We start from the raw sequence: 22,516 nt of genomic DNA, 5'->3' as shown, positions 1-22,516 counted from the left end.
GACTAATCGGTAAGATGAAGGAATGCGGCTCCGCGCATGCCTCCCGCGTCCCCGTGCCGCGCGCGTTCGATACGCGGCACGCGGGCGACCGGCAGTAAATGTCGGGGCAATCGCCCGGACAACCGTTCCGTAATCGCGGTAAAGTTTGACAGCCCGCCGCCAAGCACCAGCAGATCCGGATCGACGATGGTCAGGATAGTGCCCAGACACACCGCCAGCAGATCCAGATAGCGCTCAACGTGCTCGCGCGCCTGTTCATCCCCTTGTTCCCACAGGGTGATGATCTGGGGGGCCTCAAGTTTCTGATGATAGAAGTGTTCGTAAAGCCATGCAAACCCACGTCCTGAGAGATAATTCTCGATGCAGCCGTGTTGGCCGCAGCCGCAGCGGGTAAGCGGGAAATCACGCCCCACCACCTCCAGCGCATCCACCGGCAGGCGGATATGCCCGAATTCCCCGGTGATATAGCTGCGACCGGTTATCGGTTTACCGTTAATGACAATCCCTCCGCCGACTCCCGTGCCGAGGATCAGCCCCATGACCAGCGGGTACTGGCGAAACTCATCGTCCCAGGCCTCGGAGAGAGCGAAACAGTTGGCATCGTTATCTAAACGCACGTCGCGTTCAAGGAGGGCAGAGAGATCGGCGCGCAGCGGTTTGCCGCTGGCGGCAGGCACGTTGGCAGCGTACAGCGTGCCGTCATCGGTTTCGGGCATACCCGGGATCCCAATGCCGACGCTGCCTTTGACACCAAAGCGTTCATCCGCCTGCGCCACCAGCGCGGCGATAGTGGTTAAAAACGCGTCGTAGCTTTCGCGCGGCGTGGGAACGCGGGTTTCCCACTGCAGTTTGAGATCGTTATCAAACGCGCCGAGCGCAATTTTGGTGCCGCCAATATCAAATCCGTAATACATAACGCATTCCTCTTTCTGACATAGCGGCCCCGGGACCGCTACGCCATGACGTAATTACTGGCCACTTAGTACCCTCGCCGGATCAATTCGGCTTGCGCGACGCGCCGGATACCAGCTTGCCAGCAGACTCAGTAAAAGTGCTGTAACCAGCACGTAAAAGACGTCCAGCCAGTGCAGTTCAGACGGCAGGAAGTCAATAAAATAGATATCGCCCGACAGGAACTGATGGCCGATAAGCTTTTCAATCCCGTTGATAATTGGCGTCAGCTGGAGTGAAACCACCACGCCGATCGCCACGCCGCAGAGGCTGCCGAACAGCCCCGCCAGCAGACCGTACCAGACGAAAATGGCGCGAATAAGACCGTCTTTCGCCCCGAGGGTACGCAGCACGGCGATATCGCCGCTCTTGTCCTTGACCGCCATCACCAGCGTTGAAACGATATTAAAGCACGCGACACCAATCACCAGCACCATCGCCAGGTACATAATGGCGCGGATCATCTGGATATCACGGTACATATACCCGTAAGTGCCGATCCAGCTTTTGATGTAGACATAGTTATTGGTCACGCCGCCCGCATCGCGCACCAGCTTATTGGCGTTAAAGACGTCGTTCACCTTAATGGCAATACCCGTCACGCTATCGCCCATGTCGAGGTACTGTCGCGCATCTTCCATCGGCACCATCGCAAAGCTGTGGTCAAGCTGGCCGCTCAGCTGCAGGATGCCGGTGACGTGCAGGCGCACGCGCTTAGGCTGCTGCAGCTTGTGGTCGGCGCTGGCGTTCGGGATCATGATCGACACCCAGTCGCCCTGCTTCACCTTAAGGGCATCGGCAACGCCTTTACCCATGATGATCTGCTGCTCGCCGGCCTTAAAGTTGGCCCATGCGCCGTTCTGCACATAGTTTGGCAGCGCGCTAAGACGCGCCTCCTGAGCGGGATTGACCCCTTTCACCTGAATGGCACGCAGGTTAACGCCGCTCTCCACCAGCCCGGTAAAGTTGATGTAGGGTGCAGCGGCTACAATGCCCGGCACTTTTTCCATTTTGGACAGGGCATCGCTCCAGTTGGCCCACGGCTGGTTAACCGGTTCGATTTCACCGTGCGGCACTACCGCAAGAATGCGGTTGTTCAGCTCACGCTCAAAGCCGTTCATGGCGCTAAGGCCCACGATCAGCACCGCCACGCCCAGCGCGATACCCACGGTGGAGATCACGGAGATAAGCGAGACCATGCCGCCGCGACGTCGACCGCGGCTAAAGCGTAACCCGATGAGTAACGATAACGGTGAAGCCATTACTCTGCCCCCATCAGGGTCAGTTCCGCGTTCAAATGACCGTCGCGCATCTCAAGCTGGCGACCCATCCGTTTTGCCAGCTGCAGATCGTGGGTCACCACCAGAAACGCGGTGCCCTGCGAGGCGTTCAGTTCACCTAAAAGCTGGAAAATACTGTCCGCATTGCGCGCGTCCAGGTTACCGGTAGGTTCATCCGCCAGCACCAGACGCGGATTATTCACCAGCGCACGGGCAATCGCCACACGCTGGCGCTCGCCGCCGGAAAGCTCTGAGGGACGGTGGTTCCCACGGTGGCCCAGCCCAACCGCCTTCAGCATGTCGGTCGCGCGGGCGTTAATTTCAGCCGGTTTCTTTTTGCCGATCAGCAGCGGCATCGCCACGTTTTCCAGCGCCGTGAAGTCCGGCAGCAGATGGTGGAACTGGTAGATAAAGCCCAGCTCGCGGTTACGCAGTTCGGCTTTTGCCGCAGAGGACATCTTGCTCATCGGCTGACCGGAGAAAATCACGTCACCTTCGGTCGGCGTATCAAGGCCGCCCAGCAGGTGCAGCAGCGTGCTTTTACCGGAGCCCGAGCTGCCGACAATCGCCATCATCTCGCCTTCACCCACGCTAAAGCTCACATTGTGCAGCACGTCGGTCTGCACATTGCCTTCCTGATAGCGTTTGGACAGGTTGTCGCATTGCAACAGGATCTTATTCATAACGTAAAGCCTCTGCGGGTTGAGTGGCGGCGGCGCGCCAGGAAGGATAAAGCGTAGACAGCAGCGCAATGGCCATCGCGGCCAGCGCAATCCCGACCACCTGCAGCGGCTCAATGGCGACCGGCAGCGCCGCGCCGTCAAGCAGTGCACCGATAATCGGCATTAAGTTGTTGAGCTGGCTGGCAAGCAGCGCCCCCAGCACGGCGCCGAGCAGCGCCCCGATGATCCCGGCGCTGGCGCCCTGAACCATAAACACCGCCATAATCTGGCGCGGCGTCAGCCCCTGGGTTTGCAGAATGGCGACTTCGCCCTGCTTTTCCATCACCATCAGGCCAAGGGAGGTAATGATGTTAAACGCGGCAACCGCCACGATCAGGCTCAGCAGCAGCCCCATCATGTTCTTTTCCATGCGCACGGCCTGGAAAAGCTCGCCTTTGCGGTCGCGCCAGTCCTGCCATTTAGTGCCGTCCGGCAGTTTTTGCTGGCTGAGGGTATCGACCTTCAGCGGCGCGTCGAGCCACAGTCGCCAGCCGGTGATGTTCCCCGCCGGGTAGCGCATCAGGCGCGAGGCGTCCTGAATGTTGACCAGCATCTGGTAGCCATCGACTTCGCTGTTGGCGGCAAAGGTGCCAATCACGTTAAACAGACGCTGGCTCGGCAGACGGCCCATCGGCGTAAACTGGCTGGCAGACGGCACCATTACACGCAGCTGGTCGCCACGGTTGACGCCAAGCTGCCCGGCAAGCTGCTCGCCGAGGATCACGTTGTATTTGCCAGGCTCGAGGTCCGTCTGTTTGACGTTCACCAGGTACGGCGTCAGCGGGTCATTTTGCGCCGGGTCAATCCCCAGCATCACGCCGACCGCCACGCTCCGCGCGCTTTGCAGCACCACGTCACCCGTGGTTAACGGCGCAACGCGCGTGATGCCCTGCAACTTCGCCGCGCTTTCCGGCAGCTGTTGCGGGTTAACGGAACCGTTGTTCGATGAGAGAACGGCCTGCGGCATCAGCCCCAGGATGTTGTTTTGCAGCTCGCGTTCGAAGCCGTTCATGACGGAAAGCACCGTCACCAGTGCCATCACGCCAAGCGTAATGCCAATAGTCGAAAGCCAGGAGACAAAGCGACCGAAGCGGTCCGCGGCGCGCCCACGCATGTAACGTAAGCCTATGAAAAGTGCGACAGGTTGGTACATGAAATCCGTCTGGTTGCTGATAGCAGACCCACGAGTATATAAGCGAATCCGCTAAGCGTAAATGACTGAAACCGTAAGCTTTGGTAATCATTTTTCCGAAAAAATCAGATAAATCAGGATACTACTCGTCAATCGCCACTCAATCAGCCTCCACCTTTTCCGAAAAGCGTCCTGATACAGACTGTTACCCGTTACATCGGGGCTGGGTTTTACAACAATTGCTCCTTCGTTTATGGCAAAACAGGTCTTCGTAACCGATGAAACAAAAAGCATTATGGATTAACCAGATAAAAGGGCTGTGCATCTGCCTGGTGGTGATTTACCACTCGGTGATCACCTTTTATCCTCATCTGGACGGGCTGCAGCACCCGCTGTCCGGGCTGCTCGCCAAATGCTGGGTCTATTTTAATCTCTATCTCGCCCCGTTCCGCATGCCGGTATTCTTCTTTATCTCTGGCTATCTTATCCGTCGTTACATTGACGAGGTGGACTGGCGCACCAGCCTCGACAAACGGATCTGGAGCATCGTCTGGGTGCTGGCGCTGTGGGGCATCTTACAGTGGCAGGCCCTGAGCCACCTGAACGCCTGGCTTGCGCCGGAGCGTGAACTGGCAACCTCGTCAAATGCCGCCTATGCCGATTCAATAACCGGCTTTCTCCGCGGCATGCTTACCGCCAGCACCAGCCTGTGGTATCTCTACGCGCTGGTGGTCTATTTCACGCTGTGTAAACTGCTGAGCCGCTGGAAGCTGCCGATGCTGGGTATTCTGGCGTTAGCCAGCGTGGCGATTAACTTCCTTCCGCTGCCGTGGTGGGGCATGAACAGCGTGGTGCGCAATATGATCTACTACAGCATGGGCGCCTGGTACGGGGCACAGCTGATGACGTGGATGAAGGGGCTGGTCATGCGCCGCGTCTGGCTGCCGACGCTCGCGTTTGGCGCGGTGTCCGTGGTGCTGTGGTTTGCGAATGTTCCTCTCCTGCTCTCCCTGCTGTCGATAGTGCTGATCATGAAGCTCTTCTACAGCCTCGAGCAGCGTTATGCCGTGCATCCCAGCAACCTGCTCAACGTGGTGGGGTCAAATACGATTGCGATTTATACCACCCACCGCATCTTAATCGAGGCGTTTAGCCTGATCCTGATCGGTGAAATGAACGCCGCGTACTGGCCGGTCTGGGCAGAGTTAACGCTGATTCTGGTCTATCCATTTGTCAGCCTGCTTGTCTGCACGCTGGTGGGCCTGGGCGCGCGTAAGCTCTCTACCGCGCTGTTTGGCGATCTCTTTTTCTCGCCGCCAACGCGCCTCTCCGCGGCTCCGGCTACCCGCTAATCCCCTCCCTGCCCCCTTTCGGGGGCAAAATCTCTCCCCGTGCGGTTACGATTTGCTAATGCAAAACGATCGCGGATAATAAAGGCATTGCGTATCAGAGATATGCCCCAATACTGTAGGTATATCCATAAGAGAATCTGACATAGCCATGCCTGAACACTATCGTTATTCCTTGCCTGTGAAAGCGGGCGATCAGCGCCAGCTGGGCGAACTCACGGGCGCAGCCTGCGCCACGCTGGTGGCAGAAATTGCCGAGCGCCATCCGGGCCCGGTCGTACTGGTTGCGCCGGACATGCAAAATGCCCTGCGCCTGCACGATGAAATTCGCCAGTTCACCGATAGCCTGGTGTTCAGCCTGGCCGACTGGGAAACGCTGCCGTACGACAGCTTCTCCCCGCATCAGGAGATTATCTCCTCGCGCCTGTCGACGCTGTATCAGCTTCCAACCATGCAGCGCGGCGTGCTGATTGTGCCGGTCAACACGCTGATGCAGCGCGTGTGTCCGCACAGCTATCTGCACGGCCATGCCCTGGTGATGAAAAAAGGCCAGCGTTTGTCCCGTGACGCCCTGCGCGCGCAGCTGGACAGCGCCGGCTATCGTCACGTCGATCAGGTTATGGAGCACGGCGAATACGCCACGCGCGGCGCGCTTCTCGATCTCTATCCGATGGGCAGCGACCAGCCGTATCGCCTGGATTTCTTCGATGATGAAATCGACAGCCTGCGGGTGTTTGACGCCGACACCCAGCGCACGCTGGAGGAAGTTGACTCCATCAATTTACTGCCCGCGCATGAATTCCCGACGGACAAAACCGCCATTGAGCTGTTCCGCAGCCAGTGGCGCGATAAATTCGACGTCAAGCGCGATGCTGAACATATCTATCAGCAGGTCAGCAAAGGCACGCTTCCTGCCGGGATCGAATACTGGCAGCCGCTGTTCTTTAACGAGCCGCTGCCCGCCCTGTTTAGCTACTTCCCGGCCAATACGCTGATTGTGAATACGGGGGATATCGACGCCAGCGCCAGCCGCTTTGAAAGCGAAACACGCGCCCGCTTTGAGAACCGGGGCGTTGACCCGATGCGCCCGCTGCTGCCGCCGGAAACGCTGTGGCTGCGCACCGACGAGCTGAACGCGGAGCTGAAGCGCTGGCCGCGCATGCAGCTCAAAACCGACTCGCTGGCCGATAAAGCCGCCAATACCAACCTGGCCTTCCAGACGCTGCCCGACCTGGCCGTACAGGCGCAGCAAAAATCCCCGCTGGATAATTTGCGCAAGTTCCTGGAGTCCTTTACCGGACCGGTTGTGTTCTCCGTCGAGAGCGAAGGCCGCCGTGAAGCGTTGGGTGAACTGCTGGGGCGCATCAAAATCGCGCCGAAGCGTATTCTGCGCCTGAGCGAGGCCAGCGGTAACGGCCGCTATCTGATGATCGGTGCCGCCGAGCACGGGTTTATCGATACGATCAATAACATCGCCCTGATCTGCGAGAGCGACCTGCTGGGCGAGCGCGTCGCGCGCCGTCGTCAGGACAGCCGCCGCACCATTAACCCGGACACGCTGATCCGCAACCTGGCCGAACTGCACCCGGGCCAGCCGATCGTACACCTCGAGCACGGCGTCGGGCGCTATCAGGGGATGACCACTCTGGAAGCGGGCGGCATCAAAGGCGAATACCTGATGCTCACCTACGCCAACGACGCGAAACTCTACGTGCCGGTGTCATCCCTGCACCTGATCAGCCGGTATGCGGGCGGTGCAGAAGATAATGCCCCGCTGCACAAGCTGGGCGGCGACGCCTGGGCGCGCGCGCGTCAGAAGGCGGCGGAAAAAGTGCGCGACGTGGCGGCGGAACTGCTGGACATCTACGCCCAGCGCGCGGCGAAAGAGGGCTTCGCCTTTAAGCACGACAAAGAACAGTATCAGCTGTTCTGCGATAGCTTCCCGTTTGAAACCACGCCGGATCAGGCTCAGGCCATCAATGCCGTCCTGAGCGACATGTGCCAGCCGCTGGCGATGGACCGATTAGTGTGCGGTGACGTGGGCTTCGGTAAAACCGAAGTGGCGATGCGCGCCGCCTTCCTGGCTGTGGAGAATAACAAGCAGGTGGCAGTGCTGGTCCCGACCACCCTGCTTGCCCAGCAGCACTTCGACAACTTCCGCGACCGCTTCGCCAACTGGCCGGTGCGCATCGAGATGCTCTCGCGTTTCCGCAGCGCCAAAGAGCAGACGCAGATTCTGGAGCAGGCCACTGACGGCAAAATCGACATTCTGATCGGCACCCACAAGCTGCTGCAAAGCGACGTGAAGTGGAAGGATCTGGGGCTGCTGATCGTCGACGAAGAGCACCGCTTCGGCGTGCGCCATAAAGAGCGTATCAAAGCCATGCGCGCCGACGTCGATATCCTTACCCTGACCGCTACGCCAATTCCGCGTACGCTGAACATGGCGATGAGCGGCATGCGCGATCTGTCGATTATCGCCACGCCGCCTGCCCGCCGTCTGGCGGTGAAAACCTTCGTCCGCGAGTATGACAATCTGGTGGTGCGCGAGGCGATCCTGCGCGAAGTGCTGCGCGGTGGCCAGGTGTATTACCTCTACAACGACGTAGAAAATATCCAGAAAGCAGCAGACAGGCTGGCGGAGCTGGTGCCGGAAGCGCGGATCGCCATCGGTCACGGACAGATGCGCGAGCGCGAGCTGGAGCGGGTGATGAACGACTTCCACCACCAGCGCTTTAACGTGCTGGTGTGTACCACCATCATCGAAACCGGTATCGACATTCCGACCGCGAACACCATCATTATCGAACGCGCGGATCATTTTGGTCTGGCGCAGCTTCATCAGCTTCGCGGCCGCGTCGGACGTTCGCACCATCAGGCCTACGCCTGGCTGCTGACCCCGCATCCGAAAGCGATGACCACCGACGCACAAAAGCGTCTGGAAGCGATCGCCTCGCTGGAAGATCTCGGTGCGGGCTTTGCGTTAGCGACCCACGATCTCGAGATCCGCGGCGCCGGAGAGCTGCTGGGCGAAGACCAGAGCGGCTCGATGGAAACCATCGGCTTCTCGCTGTACATGGAGCTTTTGGAAAACGCCGTCGATGCCCTGAAAGCGGGGCGCGAGCCGTCGCTGGAAGATCTCACCAGCCAGCAGACGGAGGTGGAGCTGCGCATGCCTTCCCTGCTGCCGGATGATTTCATTCCTGACGTGAATACTCGCCTGTCGTTCTACAAGCGTATCGCCAGTGCGAAAAAGGAAAATGAGCTGGAAGAGATCAAGGTGGAGCTGATCGACCGCTTCGGGCTGCTGCCGGATGCGGCGAGAAATCTGCTGGATATCGCCCGGCTGCGGCAACAGGCGCAGAAGCTGGGTATTCGCAAGCTTGAGGGGAACGAAAAAGGCGGCACGATCGAGTTTGCAGAGAAAAACCACGTCGACCCGATGTGGCTGATTGGCCTGCTGCAAAAACAACCTCAGCATTTCCGCCTGGACGGCCCAACGCGCCTGAAGTTCACTCAGGAGCTGGCGGAGCGCAAGACCCGTATGGACTGGGTGCGGAACTTTATGCGCCAGCTTGAAGAAAACGCGATCGCGTAATCCTCCTTCACCCCCGCTAGCGTCATGCTACCGGGGGTGACAATTTACAAAGTCTTTGCATTTCACCCGATCTTCCCGACACGTACATTCACCATAATTATCATTAACGCCTTATAAAACAATAACCTTAATATTTATATGGATTATGGTGATGATGACCTCTTCGCGTTTTACTCGCTGGATAACCCTCTTTGCGCTGGCTGCCACCGTCGCGATGGCGCTTCCGGCTCATGCAAATACCTGGCCGCTTCCGCCTGCCGGCAGCAACGTCGTCGGACAAAATCGTTTTCATGTGGTTGAAAACAACGGTGGTTCACTGGAAGCGATTGCAAAGAAATATAACGTTGGGTTCCTGGCCTTGCTGCAGGCCAATCCCGGCGTTGATCCGTATGTCCCGCGCGCGGGTAGCGTACTGACCATTCCGCTGCAGACCATTTTGCCCGCCGCGCCGCGCGAAGGGATCGTCATTAACCTCGCAGAACTGCGCCTTTATTACTATCCGCCAGGCAAGAACGAAGTCACCGTCTACCCTATCGGTATTGGTCAACTGGGCGGCGACACGCTCACGCCGACGATGGTAACGACGGTATCCGATAAGCGTGCCAACCCAACATGGACACCAACGGCCAACATACGCGCGCGTTATAAAGCGCAGGGTATTGACCTCCCGGCAGTGGTGCCGGCAGGGCCCGATAACCCGATGGGGCACCACGCGATCCGCCTTGCCGCTTACGGTGGCGTTTATCTTCTGCACGGAACCAATGCGGATTTCGGGATCGGGATGCGCGTCAGCTCTGGCTGTATTCGCCTGCGCGATGACGATATTAAAACGCTCTACAAGGTGATTACCCCGGGCACGAAGGTGAATATCATCAACACGCCAATCAAGGTATCTGAAGAGCCGGGCGGCGTACGCCTGGTCGAGATCCATCAGCCGTTATCGAAAAACATCGGTGACGATCCGCAAACCCTGCCGATTAACCTGAATGCGGCCATGGTGAACTTCAAAACGCACGCCGCAACCGATGGCGCGGTGATGGAACGCGCGATGGAAGCGCGCTCCGGTATGCCGACGGATGTCACCAGGCACCACGATATTGCCCAACAGTCGATGTAAGAGACAACGAAAAACGCCCTGCATGTGCAGGGCGTTTTTTATTGCAGTGGCATTAAACGTAGCGGAGGGTTTCGTTACGTTTATTTGTAGATGACGGCAGTACCGTGCAGGGTGTTCGGACCGGTCACTGAGGTGATGCGGAACGATTTGGCACCCATAGCTTCAGCTTTCTGAGCCAGCTGGTCTTCCAGTGAGCCCAGGTTAGTGCCTGCGCTTGCAGAGATGGTACCCACTTTATGCTGGTCAACCGGCGTAGATTGCACTTCTACAGCGGCAAAGCTTGCGAATGACATTGAACTCAGTACAGCGGCAGCGATCAGGGTTTTTACGTTTTTCATGATTTTTACCTTTAGGCAGATGAATTTGGGGTCGCAAGTTATTTACTTAACGATCGATAGGTAAATGATAGATGTGATCCAGGTCACACGTCAACATATTTTTATAACGACCGTTAATTTAATTTTAATTTCGTTAATTTTCATAACCATAGGATTAATTTATTTTTAAGAAAACAGCGCTGGTTACGAATGTGGTTTATTTTTATAATGGTCATTCACTAAACCAACAGAGGACCAACGGCAAATGACAACCGACGTCACGAGTTGCGCGAAGAAAAGCCGTGGCCGACCAAAAGTGTTCGACAGGGATGCAGCGCTTGATAAGGCCATGACACTCTTCTGGCAACATGGGTATGAAGCGACCTCGCTCTCCGATCTGGTGGAAGCCACCGGAGCCAAAGCGCCGACGCTGTATGCAGAATTTACGAATAAAGAGGGGCTGTTCAGGGCAGTACTGGACCGGTACATTTCGCGCTTTGCGGCGAAACACGAAGCCCAGCTCTTCTGTGAAGAAAAAAGCGTCGAGCAGGCGCTGCAGGATTATTTCTGCGCCGTCGCCACCTGCTTTACCAGCAAAGATACACCCGCGGGCTGTTTTATGATTAACACCTCCGCCACCCTTGCGGCCTCCTCTAAAGAGATCGCTAATACGGTGAAATCACGCCACGCCATGCAGGAAGAGACGCTGAGCACGTTCCTGGCGCAGCGCCAGCAGCGCGGCGAAATTCCGGCGCACTGCCGTCCGCAGGAGCTGGCGCAATACCTGAGCTGTATTTTGCAGGGTATGTCGATCAGCGCTCGTGAAGGCGCATCGCTGGAGAAATTGCAAAGCATTACCCGGACCACGCTGCGCCTGTGGCCCGAGCTTCTCAAAATCTAATCCTCAGGGCGGCTTGCCGCCCTTTTTGCTTCTTCCCTACTGAGTTTTCGCAACCCCTAATTTCTCTCAGGTTGATAATGCTTTTTATTATCGGCAGTATTCGCATTTGCATATTTTTGTTTGCTTTTCTACGACCTGCCAATAAAAGAGCGAATGCTCAATAAGGAATGATGATGAAAAAGAGCCTCTGGGTGCTCAATCCGGTATTGCTGGCTATGGCAATGCCGCTTTACGCTGAACAAACCACTGAAGAAAACCTGGTCGTCAGCGCTAACCGCAGCCACCGCACCGTGGCGGAGATGGCGCAAACCACGTGGGTGATTGAACGTCAGGAAATTGAACAACAGGTTCAGGGCGGCAAAGAGTTCAAGGACATTCTTGGGCAATTGATCCCGGGGATGGACGTCAGCAGCCAGGGGCGAACTAACTACGGCATGAATATGCGCGGCCGCGCGATCGTCGTGCTGGTGGATGGCGTACGCCTTAACTCCTCGAGAACCGACAGCCGCCAGCTCGATTCCATCGATCCCTTTAACATCGATCATATTGAAGTCATTTCCGGTTCAACAGCCCTCTACGGCGGCGGCAGTACGGGCGGGCTGATCAATATCGTGACTAAAAAAGGGCAGCCAGAGACGCAGGTCGATCTGGAGCTGGGGGGCAAAACCGGCTTTAACAACGGTAACGATCGTGACGAACGCGTTGCCGCAGCCGTCAGCGGCGGAAATGACCACGCCTCGGGACGCCTGTCCGTGGCCTATCAGCGTTTTGGCGGATGGTACGACGGTAACGGCGATGCCCTCACCTTCGACAATACCCAGACAGGGTTACAGCACTCCGATCGTCTGGACGTGATGGGAACCGGTACGATCGAGATCGACGAGACGCGCCAGCTTCAGGTCGTGACCCAATACTATAAAAGCCAGGGCGACGATGATTACGGGCTTTACCTGGATAAAAACATGAGCGCGGTGCTTGGGAACGGAACGGCGCGCACCCGCAGCGGGTTCAGCTCCGACCGCATTCCGGGCACCGAGCGCCACCTGATCAGCCTGCAGTATTCAGACTCTGATTTCTGGGGGCAGGAGCTGGTCGGGCAAATTTACTATCGCGACGAATCCCTGCGCTTTTACCCCTTCCCGACCGTCGATCAAAAGAAAAAAACCATCACCAGCTTCTCGGCCTCGGAGCAAAACACCGATCAGTACGGCGCAAAGCTGACGCTGAACAGCACGCCGCTGGACGGCTGGCAGATGACCTGGGGGCTTGATGCCGACCACGAAACCTTTAATTCCAACCAGATGTTCTTTGACCTGGCGAACTCAGTGCCGTCAGGCGGGATGAACAACGCGTCCAAATACACAACGGGCCGTTACCCGGGCTACAGCATCACCAACGTTGCGCCATTCCTGCAAAACAGCTACGACATCAATGATGTTTTCACCCTGAGCGGCGGCGTTCGCTATCAGTGGACCGAAAATCGGGTTGATGATTTTGTTGCTTATTCACAGCAGCAGGCAATCGCTAACGGAACGGCCAGGTCGGCAGACGCCATCCCGGGTGGCAAAACCGATTACGACAACCTGCTGTTTAACGCCGGGATCCTTGCGCATATCACGGAGCAGCAGCAGGTCTGGTTTAATTTCTCACAGGGCGTTGAGCTGCCGGACCCGGGCAAATACTACGGCAACGGTTCCTATGCAAAACCGGATGCCCAGGGTCACTTGGCGTTAATCAAGAGCGTGAATCCTGGCGACGCGCAGCTCGAAGGTATCAAGGTGGATTCCTACGAGCTGGGCTGGCGCTTTACCGGGAATAACCTGCGCACCCAGATTGCGGCCTACTACTCCCTCTCTGACAAGTCTATCGACATCAACCGCGCCGATATGACTATCGACGTTAACCCGCAGGAACGGCGGATCTATGGCGTGGAAGGCGCGGTGGATTACTTTATTCCTGATAGCGTATGGAGCGTTGGCGGTAACGTTAACGTGCTGAAATCGGAGATTAAGACCAACGGCTCGTGGGAAAAATGGGACGTGACGCAGGCGTCGCCGTCGAAGGCGACGGCCTACGTCGGCTGGGCGCCCGAGCCGTGGACCCTGCGTCTGCAAACTCAGCAGACCTTCGATCTGAGCGACGCGGCAGGAAACAAAATTGACGGTTACAACACCGTTGATTTCCTGAGCAGCTATCAGCTGCCGCTGGGCAAACTGTCGTTCAGCATCGAAAACCTGCTGGATAAACAGTACACCACCGTGTGGGGGCAGCGCGCGCCGCTGTTGTATAGCCCAAACTACGGCAACGCAGCGTTATATGAGTATAAAGGCCGGGGCCGCACCTTTGGTCTGAACTACGCGCTGACGTTCTAAGCGGCAAAAAAAAAGCTCCTCAGCCTGAGCGCTTGAGGAGCTAAGTTCAGAGAACCGCTTTTTTACACTTTATTGTTCAGTATCAGCTGACCGTTGCTGTCCAGCGGGATCTGGGTGCCCGGGTCTTTGTCCATGCGGATTTTGCCCTGCTGGTCGCCAATTTTGTAGGTTACGTCGTAACCCAGCATTTTTTCCGACTTGTCATAGACGGTTTTGCAGCGCTGCTGAGTGGTAGTGTAGGTGTCGTTATCCTGCATCGCGCCCTGCACCTGGTTACCGGCATAGCCGCCGCCCAGCGCGCCGACCACGGTCGCAACGTCTTTACCCCGGCCGCCCCCAAACTGATGGCCAATGACGCCACCGGCTACCGCACCCAGTACAGAACCGGCAATGCGGTTTTCATCCTGAACCGGACGACGGTGCGTCACCGCAACGTTGCGGCACTCCTGACGCGGCGTTTTAACACTTTCTTTAATCGGGGTTGCGGACACAACCTGCGCATACTGCGGGCCACGATCAAGTACGTTGAGACTGGCAACGGCAGCCACACCTAACGCAGCAGCGACGCCAATCCCTATACCCGCCAACATTGATTTATTCACGGGACTTCCTCCTTTGTTGCTATTGGTAACAATTTTGCAATGAAGGACGGTGTTCGCCAATCAGATAAAGGATCAAAACGGAGGGGGGATTTGTATTTAAGAGAACTCTTAAGCACTCAATGGGCGATGTGCAGCACGATATGCTAAAAACCCCTCCGGAAGCCCGGAGGGGGAGAGGATTAATGCAGCTTCAGGCGCGGGCGGATAACGCGGTTGATGCGGCCAACCAGCATCATCAGGCCGGTTTTAAAGTAGCCGTGCAGCGCAATCTGGTGCATACGGTATAGTGAGATGTACACGAAGCGAGCGATGCGCCCTTCCACCATCATCGATCCGCGCATCAGGTTGCCCATCAGGCTACCGACGGTGGAGAAGTTAGAGAGCGACACCAGCGAGCCGTGATCTTTATAGACGTACGCCTTCATCGGTTTGCCTTTGCTCTGCGCCAGAATGTTGTGCAGCACGAGGCTTGCCATCTGGTGCGCCGCCTGCGCTCGCGGAGGCACAAATCCGCCTTCCGGACGCGCGCAGGACGCGCAGTCGCCGATGGCGTAAATGTCCGGATCGCGCGTGGTTTGCAGCGTCGGCTCGGTCACCAGCTGGTTGATACGGTTCGTTTCCAGGCCACCGATATCCTTCATGAAGTCAGGTGCCTTAATACCCGCCGCCCAGACCATCAGGTCTGCTTCGATGTACTCACCATCTTTGGTATGCAGGCCACCGGCATCCGCGCTGGTCACCATGGTTTGCGTCAGAACACGTACGCCCAGTTTGGTCAGCTCGCTGTGGGCTGCGCCAGAGATACGCGGCGGCAGTGCAGGCAGAATACGCTCGCCCGCTTCCACCAGCGTCACGTTCAGCGCGTCGTTGGTTAAGCCCTTGTAACCGTAGCTGTGCAGCTGTTTTACCGCGTTGTGCAGCTCGGCAGACAGCTCCACGCCCGTCGCGCCACCGCCGACAATGGCAATGTTCACCTTGCCGTTCGCGCCCATGTTACTGGTGTACTTCAGGAACAGGTTCAGCATTTCCTGATGGAAACGACGCGCCTGGTGCGGGTTATCCAGGAAGATGCAATGCTCTTTCACACCCGGCGTGTTGAAGTCGTTAGAGGTACTGCCCAGCGCCATCACCAGCGTGTCATACGGCAGCTTGCGTTCAGGCACCAGCAGCTCGCCTTTTTCGTCACGCAGCTCGGCCAGGGTAATGGTTTTGCTTTCACGGTTGATGTCCACCACGGAACCCAGCTGGAACTGGAAATGGTGATTGCGCGCGTGCGCCAGATAGCTCAGCGCATCCACGCCTTCATCCAGAGATCCGGTCGCCACTTCGTGCAGCAGCGGCTTCCACAGGTGGCTGTGGTTACGATCCACCAGCGTAATTTTGGCTTTCTTACCGCGACCGAGCTTCTTGCCCAGCTGTGTCGCCAGCTCCAGCCCGCCAGCACCACCGCCTACAATCACTATCTTTTTCAATGGCGTAGTCAACGTGACCCCCTCAAATTATTAACCAATTGTTAATTAAAAGTTATAAAAATAACCCTTAATTAACAACAGGTTACAGCACTGAAACCATTCAGGTGAATTGAGAATAACACGTCAGGCGCATTGGTCATACCAAAATTGATATGCATCAAGTTTTGATGGCTTAAAAGTAGACAATTCTGGACAAAAAGAAAGCCCGGCTCGCTTACGCGGCCGGGCTTGTACATTTTCAGTGCGGATCTTAGCCCAGCGTTTTAAAGGCCTTAATGCGCTGCAGATGCGGGGAGATGTTCTTGAACTTGTGGCTCTGCTCTTCGTCCCAGACAATTTCATAATAGTGGTGCAACAGTTCCGCGGCGCGGGTGCTGCTGAGCGCTTCGTCATTGCGGGAAAGGATCACCAGACAACGGTCGCGGTTCTTTTCCCGGAAGTTGCTCACGCATTTTGTGGCAATATCGGCATACTCTTCCGGGCGGTCGATTTTGCCCTCCATGTTCTCATTCGGGAACAGGTTCGGGTTGAAAATCACCTGGCGCATATCGCATAAAAAACCGATACGCTCAGCCCAGTATCCCCCCAGACCGACGCCGCAAATCAGCGGACGATCGTCGACGTTGAGCTGCAGCATCTTGTCCACTTCTTTGAGCAAATGCTGCATATCATGCTTCGGATGGCGCGTGCTGTAGCTTATCAGCCGTACATCCGGATCGATGAACTGCAGCTTTAACACCTTCTCATGATTACCTGGGCTGTTTGAGTCAAAACCGTGTAAATAGATGATCATTGTCTTCTCACCACGCTACGCCTTCCGGGGGTTTACAGGCTGGCCTTGTATGCCTGCCAGCGCTCATTCAGTGCTTCAAGCTGGGCGTTGATCGTCTTCCAGCGCGCCGAGTCCATCAGCTCCTGACGGCTAAATGAACCTTTATGATACAATTGTGTAACACGCTCTGCATTGATCGGCGACAGGTTATCCAGCACGCTGACCGCACCTTTACGATTATTGCAGACGAGGATCATATCGCAACCCGCATCCAGCGACGCCTGGCCGCGCTCCGCGTAGCTGCCCATAATCGCCGCCCCTTCCATCGACAGATCGTCAGAGAAAATAACGCCGTTGAACCCAAGCTCCTGGCGCAGCACCGTCTTCAGCCAGTGCGGAGAGCCGCTGGCCGGACGCGGGTCCACGTCGCTATAGATGACGTGCGCCGGCATGATGGCATCCAGCTTGTTATCGGTTATCAGCGAGCGGAACACGGACATATCTTTAGCGCGGATCTCTGCCTCAGGGCGCGGGTCGCGCGGCGTCTCTTTGTGCGAATCGGCCGTTACGGCGCCATGTCCCGGGAAGTGTTTGCCGGTGGTTTTCATGCCTGCATCGTGCATACCGTCAATAAAGCGGGTCGCCATCGCCAGCGCAATGCGCGGATCGTCGTGGTAAGAGCGCTCGCCAATCGCGGCGCTGATATGCCCCACGTCCAGAACCGGCGCAAAGCTGATGTCGATATCCATGGCGATCATCTCGCTCGCCATCAGCCAGCCGGCATCCTGCGCCAGCCTGCCGCCCTCTTCCGTACCCAGCAGCGCCGCAAAGGATTGTGCTGCTGGCAGCCGCGTAAAGCCTTCGCGGAAGCGCTGAACGCGTCCGCCTTCCTGATCGACGGCAACCACCAGACGGTTGCGCGACGCTGCGCGGATCTGGCGAACCAGTTCGCGCAGCTGCTCCGGATCGTGATAGTTGCGGGTAAACAGAATCAGTCCGCCTACCAGCGGGTGCGCCAGAATGTCACGCTCCTCCGCATCCAGCTCAAACCCTTCGACATCCAACATGACTGGACCCACACGAACCTCTCTTATCCTTTGATGTGTAACTGACGCCAGGCGTTATCTGCCAGCGCAATAAAGTGTTTGTCTTTAGACTGCGCAAAGCGCATTTCAAACCAGCCCGCCATCAGCATCAGCACCCACGGCTGCCAGCGTCTGACCTGACGCGCCAGCATGGCGGGATCCATCTGCGATCGGCGGGCATAGTCCACAACCAGCTGCTCGCGCGAGGCTTCATCCGGTACCCAGACCGCAGCCAGCTCCAATGCCGCATCGCCATCGCCGGCATATTCCCAGTCGATCAGCCTGACGCCCGTTGGCGTATGAACAATATTCCCGGCATGAACATCCATATGCAGCGGCAAGAGCCGCAACGGCTGCGGCTCTCCCCGTTTGCGCAGCCGCTTAAGCTGAGCAAGCCAGAGGGGCGTTCGCCTGTCCGGTGAGGCATGCTGCCAGTACTGTTCCAGAAGTGGAAGGAGCCTAACTCGCCATCCCAGGCGCGGCTGGCGGTGCAGATGATACAGGATTGTCGCGAGGGTTGGCGTGTCCGGCAGCGCGCTTTTGACCTCGCCCGCAAGATACTCCACGGCCATCCAGCCCTTCATAAAGAAGCGCGGTTTCGGCACGACATCCGACGGCAGACGTTTGAGAGCGCGATACTGACGGCGGAAGTGGGAAGCGGGCGCGCTGAGATCGTGATTCTGGCGCAGCACCAGACGGCGCTCGCCCTGCGCGATAATGCAGCTCGCGCCGCCAAGCCCGACGTGGGCTTGGGGCGCGAAAAGGCGATACTGAGGAAAATAGCGCGTCAGGATCTCGTCGCGCGTGCAGTTATTGTTGCGTAACGGCACCTTTACCCGACCAGATAATTTCGCCCGTCTGAACCAGCATCAGCTGCATCTGCAGCGCTGGCGTATTTACGTTCCCGGTGGCGTTAGAGTACAGCACGTACTGTGCGCCAACGTTACGGGCGATACCGATCGCCTTGCTGCGCGAACCGAGGCTGTCCTGCGGGGACAGGCCGAGCTGCTGTTTGGCGACCGCCAGCTGCTGGGTCGAAACCAGCGTGAATTTACCGTTGTTTGCCAGCGCATTGCGCAGCGTATCCGTCGCTTCACCGGCGTTCAGGGAGCCGTTAGTGCGGTTATTAACGCTGTCCACCAGCAGGACGCTACCCGCCGTTACGCCCTGCGCCTGCAGCATTTTGCCCACCATCGGCTGCATTGCGCCGTTCCAGTCGTAATGACGCACGCGTGGTGCTGGCTGAGACGTCTGGTCCGGATGTTCAATCGGGCCAGGCTGTGCCGGAATGGACGGTACGGACGGCACGGTTGGCTGCGGCTGCGTTGGCTGCGTCGGCTGTTCCGTCCCCGGCTTAGCCTGATCCACAGGTGCAGGTTCTTCCGTGCGCGTCACGCACCCAGCAAGGAACAGTGCAAAAGCTGTCACGAGCGCATAGCGGCTCATATTTTTAATCAAGGTTCACCCCTTAGAGATAAAGATAAAGTCTTACCTTATGCGCACCCAGATAGTTGGCGCTGCCATAGAGCGTTACCGATTTTCCAGCCGGAACGGTGACGCTGCGCGGCGCTTCAAGCGGGTGCATTTCAAGACCTCTTACGTCGTACCAGTAGAAACGATAGTGCACCGTCACGGGTTCGTGTCTTTCGTTAAAGAGCGTAGAGGAGGCAGAAGACTCGATTTCACTGATGGTCAATGCGGGTTGTTCCGCCGTAATACCCGCAGCCAGCACGGAGGATTCCATTACCAGCGTTTGTTCATCACTGACCGGGATCGCCGGACGTGCGCTGCACCCAACGATCGTCATTGTTACTATCAGCGCCGCAATACGCCCTTTAAGCATGTTAAAGACCTTTATGTGCCAGCATCGGTCCCAGAGGACGTCCGCCCAGCAGATGCATGTGAATATGATAAACTTCCTGGCCGCCGTGGCGATTGCAGTTCATGATCAGCCGGTAACCGTCTTCAGCAATGCCTTCCTGCTCGGCAATTTTCGCGGCCACTGTCAGCATACGGCCTAACGCCACTTCATGCTCAGTTTTTACGTCATTCACGGTCGGAATCAGAATATTGGGGATAATAAGGATATGCGTCGGTGCCTGCGGGGAAATGTCCCGGAAGGCCGTCACCAGTTCATCCTGATAAACAATATCCGACGGGATTTCGCGGCGAATAATTTTACTGAAAATGGTTTCTTCAGCCATGACCTTTTCCTTTTTTGATTAATCTGGCGTGGTGCGTCCGCTATTAGCACACATTGTCTTTATTACCGTGTGACATAACTCAAGAGTATGAGCGAGATTCTCCTGTCCTTTCAACCTTCTCCCACGATTTCTTTCCTGTTTGCCCAGTAGCTGGCTGGAGAGTGACCGCTCCCGCAACAGATTTCCCTGAAACAATATTTCAGTTCCGCCTGACACATCTGTTTACAGCGATAATCACAATGCGTATATTTCGCATTTGCATTTTCATGCGCATTTTTAACATAGAAAACGACCTCAGCCCGTGCTAGCGGGACTGATGCATATAACCTTCACCATTATTAAGGGTTTGATGATGTCTTTCATTAATCACACCAGGGATGGGCAACGTCAGCCTGTCGCAACGCCTTCGTTGCTGGCAGCCTGTATTGCTATGGCATTGACGCCAACCGTAAGTTTCGCCGCCACCGCTGACGAAGATACCGTGGTGGTTGATGGCGGTTTTGATAACGCTCAGGATCCTTCCACTGGACAGGATCAAGACTACAGCGTCAAAACCACCACCACCGGGACCAAGCTGTTACTCGTTCCACGCGATATCCCGCAGTCTGTTAGTGTGATTAGCCAGCAACGTATGCAGGACCAGGAGCTGAACACCATTGGGCAGGTTCTGGATAACACGACTGGCGTGAGCGCATCCCGCATCGATACCAGCCGTACAAACTATTATGCACGCGGCTTCTTCATCAGTAACTTTGCCTATGAGGATATGCCGACGTTCCTGGATAACCGCTGGAACTTTGGTGATACGGCGGGCGATACCGCAATCTTCGATAAGATCGAAGTGGTTCGAGGCGCTGCAGGCTTAATGAGCGGTACGGGGAACCCTTCTGCTTACGTCAACATGGTGCGCAAACACGCCGACAGCAAAGCATTCAAGGGCTCGGTATCCGCCACCTACGGCAGCTGGGATAAACAGCGCTATGTGCTGGATCTCCAGGCTCCGCTCACCGAATCAGGCAACGTGCGCGGTCGCGTCATCACGGGCTATGAGGATAAAGACTCCTGGGTTGAGCGTAATCACTACCGTAAGAAGTTTGTGTACGGCGTTGTCGATGCCGATCTGACTGACTCTACAACGCTTTCTGTGGGCTATGACTATCAGGAAAGCGAAGAGGATAGCCCTACCTGGGGCGGTTTCCCTTCGATGTTTAGCGACGGCAGTAAAACAGATTTCCGCCGCGGCTTTAACACCGCCGCCGACTGGACGTACTCGAACCAGGACTCCACTAAGGTCTTTGCCAACCTGACGCAGCGTTTTGACAACGGCTGGGAGGCAAAGGTTAACGCCATGCATGCCGAAACCAATTTCGACAGCAAGCTGATGTACATTGATGGTTATCCGGACAAAGCAACCGGCCTGTACGATGCTTCCCTCTTCCAGGGCGCATGGGGCGGATGGAACCGCGGCGAACGCAAGCAGGACTCCGTAGACGCATTCGTTCGTGGTGGATACGATCTGCTGGGTCGCCAGCATGAGCTGATGTTGGGCGGGAGCTACAGCCGTCAGCGTAATAGCTATGACAACTCCTATCCTGTCAATGATAACTACGGTTTGATGGATGTCGGCAGCATTTACGACTACAACGGTAAGCTGGCGAATCCAACCTGGTCGGATTTTGCGCTTTACCAGCGCGACGTTATTCGTCAAAAATCCGCGTATGCCGCAACCCGCCTCTCTCTTGCTGACCCACTGCATTTGATTCTGGGCGCGCGTTACACCGAATGGAGCGCAAAATACAACCTTGAGCGCAAGCCGGATGAGATCCGTAACGCGAAATTCCACGACGTCACCCCTTATGCGGGGCTGATTTATGATATCGACGATACCTGGTCCGTCTACACCAGCTACACCTCCATCTTCCAGCCTAGCGGCCAGCGGGATGTGAACAGCAAGTTCATCGATCCCACGACCGGCAAAAGCTACGAAGCGGGTGTGAAAGGCGACTGGTTTAACACCCGCCTCACCGCAACAGTGTCGGTATTCCGTATCGAACAAGACAACGTGGCTGTTTCAACAGGCACGACTATTCCTGGCTCCGGCGGTCAAACGGCGTATAAATCCATTGATGGTACCGTGAGTAAAGGTATTGAGTTCGAGCTGAACGGCGCGCTGACCGACAACTGGCAGTTAACCTTCGGCGGGAGCCGCTACATTGCTGAAGATGAAGACGGTAACGCGGTGAACCCACAGCAGGCGCGTACTTCACTTAAACTGTTTACGCGCTATCAGCTGCCGATGCTGCCGGAACTGGCGGTTGGCGGCGGCGCTCGCTGGCAGAATAAAACCTGGTATGATTTTGAAACGCCGGGGCCTCAGGGCGTTAAGCAGATCGCTCAGGATGGGTATACCGTTGTCGACCTGTTTGCGCGTTACCAGGTTACCAAAAACTTTTCGGTGCAGGGCAACCTGAACAACGTCTTCGACAAAGAGTACTATGACTATCTGGGAACCTACGGCGTTTATGGCGCACCGCGTAACTTCTCCGTGAGCGGAACCTATAGTTTCTAAGCTGTCCGTTGTAACAAAAGGAGCCGAAGGGCTCCTTTTTTTTGTGCGCGCTTTTTGCCGGGTGGCGGCTACG

General features: G+C 56.7%; 19 protein-coding genes. 6 read left to right on the top strand and 13 right to left on the bottom strand.

Annotated features, from left to right (window positions below; genetic code table 11):
* Window positions 1-2: 2 nt before the first annotated feature.
* From nagK to lolC, 4 genes are read right to left on the bottom strand one after another with little or no spacing between them, the layout of a single operon-like run.
* The gene (gene nagK / locus VPX56_RS09005; RefSeq protein ID WP_131634315.1) at window positions 3-914 is read right to left on the bottom strand and encodes an N-acetylglucosamine kinase; all 912 of its coding nucleotides are present in this window, start codon (window positions 912-914) and stop codon (window positions 3-5) included.
* A 54-nt stretch (window positions 915-968) separates the two neighbouring features.
* Window positions 969-2,213 (bottom strand): lipoprotein-releasing ABC transporter permease subunit LolE, encoded by a 1,245-nt coding sequence (gene lolE, locus VPX56_RS09000; RefSeq protein WP_131634314.1) that lies wholly within the window; start codon window positions 2,211-2,213, stop codon window positions 969-971.
* Entirely contained in the window at window positions 2,213-2,914 is a 702-nt protein-coding gene (lolD, locus tag VPX56_RS08995; RefSeq protein ID WP_131634313.1) for a lipoprotein-releasing ABC transporter ATP-binding protein LolD, read from the bottom strand. The genes lolE and lolD overlap by 1 nt, the downstream gene beginning before the upstream one ends.
* Window positions 2,907-4,106, bottom strand: a complete 1,200-nt coding sequence (lolC, locus tag VPX56_RS08990) for a lipoprotein-releasing ABC transporter permease subunit LolC (RefSeq protein ID WP_326471219.1) — start codon at window positions 4,104-4,106, stop codon at window positions 2,907-2,909. The genes lolD and lolC overlap by 8 nt, the downstream gene beginning before the upstream one ends.
* 257 nt (window positions 4,107-4,363) lie before the next feature.
* On the opposite strand from lolC, the gene VPX56_RS08985 reads away from it, so the two are divergent.
* The 3 genes from VPX56_RS08985 (at window position 4,364) to ldtC (ending at window position 10,149) form a co-directional block, all read left to right on the top strand.
* The gene (locus VPX56_RS08985; protein WP_131634311.1) at window positions 4,364-5,437 is read left to right on the top strand and encodes an acyltransferase family protein; all 1,074 of its coding nucleotides are present in this window, start codon (window positions 4,364-4,366) and stop codon (window positions 5,435-5,437) included.
* Window positions 5,438-5,585: 148 nt separating this feature from the next.
* Window positions 5,586-9,032 carry a transcription-repair coupling factor gene (gene mfd, locus VPX56_RS08980; RefSeq protein ID WP_326471216.1) on the top strand — a complete coding sequence of 1,149 codons (3,447 nt, stop codon included), beginning with the start codon at window positions 5,586-5,588 and terminating at the stop codon, window positions 9,030-9,032.
* Between the two features lie 151 nt (window positions 9,033-9,183).
* Window positions 9,184-10,149: a L,D-transpeptidase LdtC gene (gene ldtC, locus VPX56_RS08975; protein WP_326471214.1), complete on the top strand. Its 966-nt coding sequence runs from the start codon at window positions 9,184-9,186 to the stop codon at window positions 10,147-10,149.
* Between the two features lie 80 nt (window positions 10,150-10,229).
* Here the strand turns inward: ldtC and bhsA are convergent, their stop codons facing one another.
* Window positions 10,230-10,487 carry a multiple stress resistance protein BhsA gene (bhsA, locus tag VPX56_RS08970; RefSeq protein WP_119934653.1) on the bottom strand — a complete coding sequence of 86 codons (258 nt, stop codon included), beginning with the start codon at window positions 10,485-10,487 and terminating at the stop codon, window positions 10,230-10,232.
* A gap of 244 nt (window positions 10,488-10,731) precedes the next feature.
* On the opposite strand from bhsA, the gene comR reads away from it, so the two are divergent.
* Both comR and VPX56_RS08960 read left to right on the top strand, forming a co-directional pair.
* Entirely contained in the window at window positions 10,732-11,367 is a 636-nt protein-coding gene (gene comR / locus VPX56_RS08965; RefSeq protein WP_131634308.1) for a TetR family copper-responsive transcriptional repressor ComR, read from the top strand.
* A 173-nt stretch (window positions 11,368-11,540) separates the two neighbouring features.
* Window positions 11,541-13,739, top strand: coding sequence for a TonB-dependent siderophore receptor (locus VPX56_RS08960; RefSeq protein ID WP_326471210.1), 2,199 nt, complete (start codon window positions 11,541-11,543; stop codon window positions 13,737-13,739).
* 62 nt (window positions 13,740-13,801) lie between these two features.
* Here VPX56_RS08960 and VPX56_RS08955 read toward each other — a convergent pair whose 3' ends face one another.
* From VPX56_RS08955 to hinT, 8 genes are all read right to left on the bottom strand, one after another.
* On the bottom strand, window positions 13,802-14,341 hold the full coding sequence (locus VPX56_RS08955) for a glycine zipper 2TM domain-containing protein (RefSeq protein ID WP_131634306.1): 540 nt from the start codon (window positions 14,339-14,341) through the stop codon (window positions 13,802-13,804).
* Window positions 14,342-14,520: 179 nt separating this feature from the next.
* The gene (locus VPX56_RS08950) at window positions 14,521-15,825 is read right to left on the bottom strand and encodes an NAD(P)/FAD-dependent oxidoreductase (protein ID WP_131634305.1); all 1,305 of its coding nucleotides are present in this window, start codon (window positions 15,823-15,825) and stop codon (window positions 14,521-14,523) included.
* A 238-nt stretch (window positions 15,826-16,063) separates the two neighbouring features.
* A complete protein-coding gene (gene ycfP, locus VPX56_RS08945) occupies window positions 16,064-16,606 on the bottom strand; it encodes an alpha/beta hydrolase YcfP (RefSeq protein WP_326471207.1) in 543 nt (180 codons plus the stop codon).
* A 32-nt stretch (window positions 16,607-16,638) separates the two neighbouring features.
* Complete coding sequence (gene nagZ / locus VPX56_RS08940; protein ID WP_326471205.1) at window positions 16,639-17,664, bottom strand: beta-N-acetylhexosaminidase; 1,026 nt, start codon at window positions 17,662-17,664, stop codon at window positions 16,639-16,641.
* A gap of 11 nt (window positions 17,665-17,675) precedes the next feature.
* The gene (thiK, locus tag VPX56_RS08935; RefSeq protein WP_326471203.1) at window positions 17,676-18,500 is read right to left on the bottom strand and encodes a thiamine kinase; all 825 of its coding nucleotides are present in this window, start codon (window positions 18,498-18,500) and stop codon (window positions 17,676-17,678) included.
* Complete coding sequence (gene lpoB, locus VPX56_RS08930) at window positions 18,481-19,128, bottom strand: penicillin-binding protein activator LpoB (RefSeq protein WP_131634301.1); 648 nt, start codon at window positions 19,126-19,128, stop codon at window positions 18,481-18,483. The genes thiK and lpoB overlap by 20 nt, the downstream gene beginning before the upstream one ends.
* A 10-nt stretch (window positions 19,129-19,138) precedes the next feature.
* Window positions 19,139-19,513, bottom strand: a complete 375-nt coding sequence (locus tag VPX56_RS08925) for a YcfL family putative periplasmic lipoprotein (RefSeq protein WP_263609250.1) — start codon at window positions 19,511-19,513, stop codon at window positions 19,139-19,141.
* Window position 19,514: 1 nt separating this feature from the next.
* On the bottom strand, window positions 19,515-19,874 hold the full coding sequence (gene hinT, locus VPX56_RS08920) for a purine nucleoside phosphoramidase (protein WP_006809243.1): 360 nt from the start codon (window positions 19,872-19,874) through the stop codon (window positions 19,515-19,517).
* Window positions 19,875-20,226: 352 nt separating this feature from the next.
* Between hinT and fhuE the strand changes: the two genes are divergently transcribed.
* Complete coding sequence (gene fhuE / locus VPX56_RS08915; protein WP_326471199.1) at window positions 20,227-22,443, top strand: ferric-rhodotorulic acid/ferric-coprogen receptor FhuE; 2,217 nt, start codon at window positions 20,227-20,229, stop codon at window positions 22,441-22,443.
* Window positions 22,444-22,516: the final 73 nt, after the last annotated feature.

The sequence above is a fragment of the Enterobacter wuhouensis genome, from assembly GCF_035835995.1.
GTDB lineage: Bacteria > Pseudomonadota > Gammaproteobacteria > Enterobacterales > Enterobacteriaceae > Enterobacter > Enterobacter wuhouensis.
Note: the sequence above shows the minus strand (reverse complement) of the source record. Positions and strands in the feature narration are given on the sequence as shown.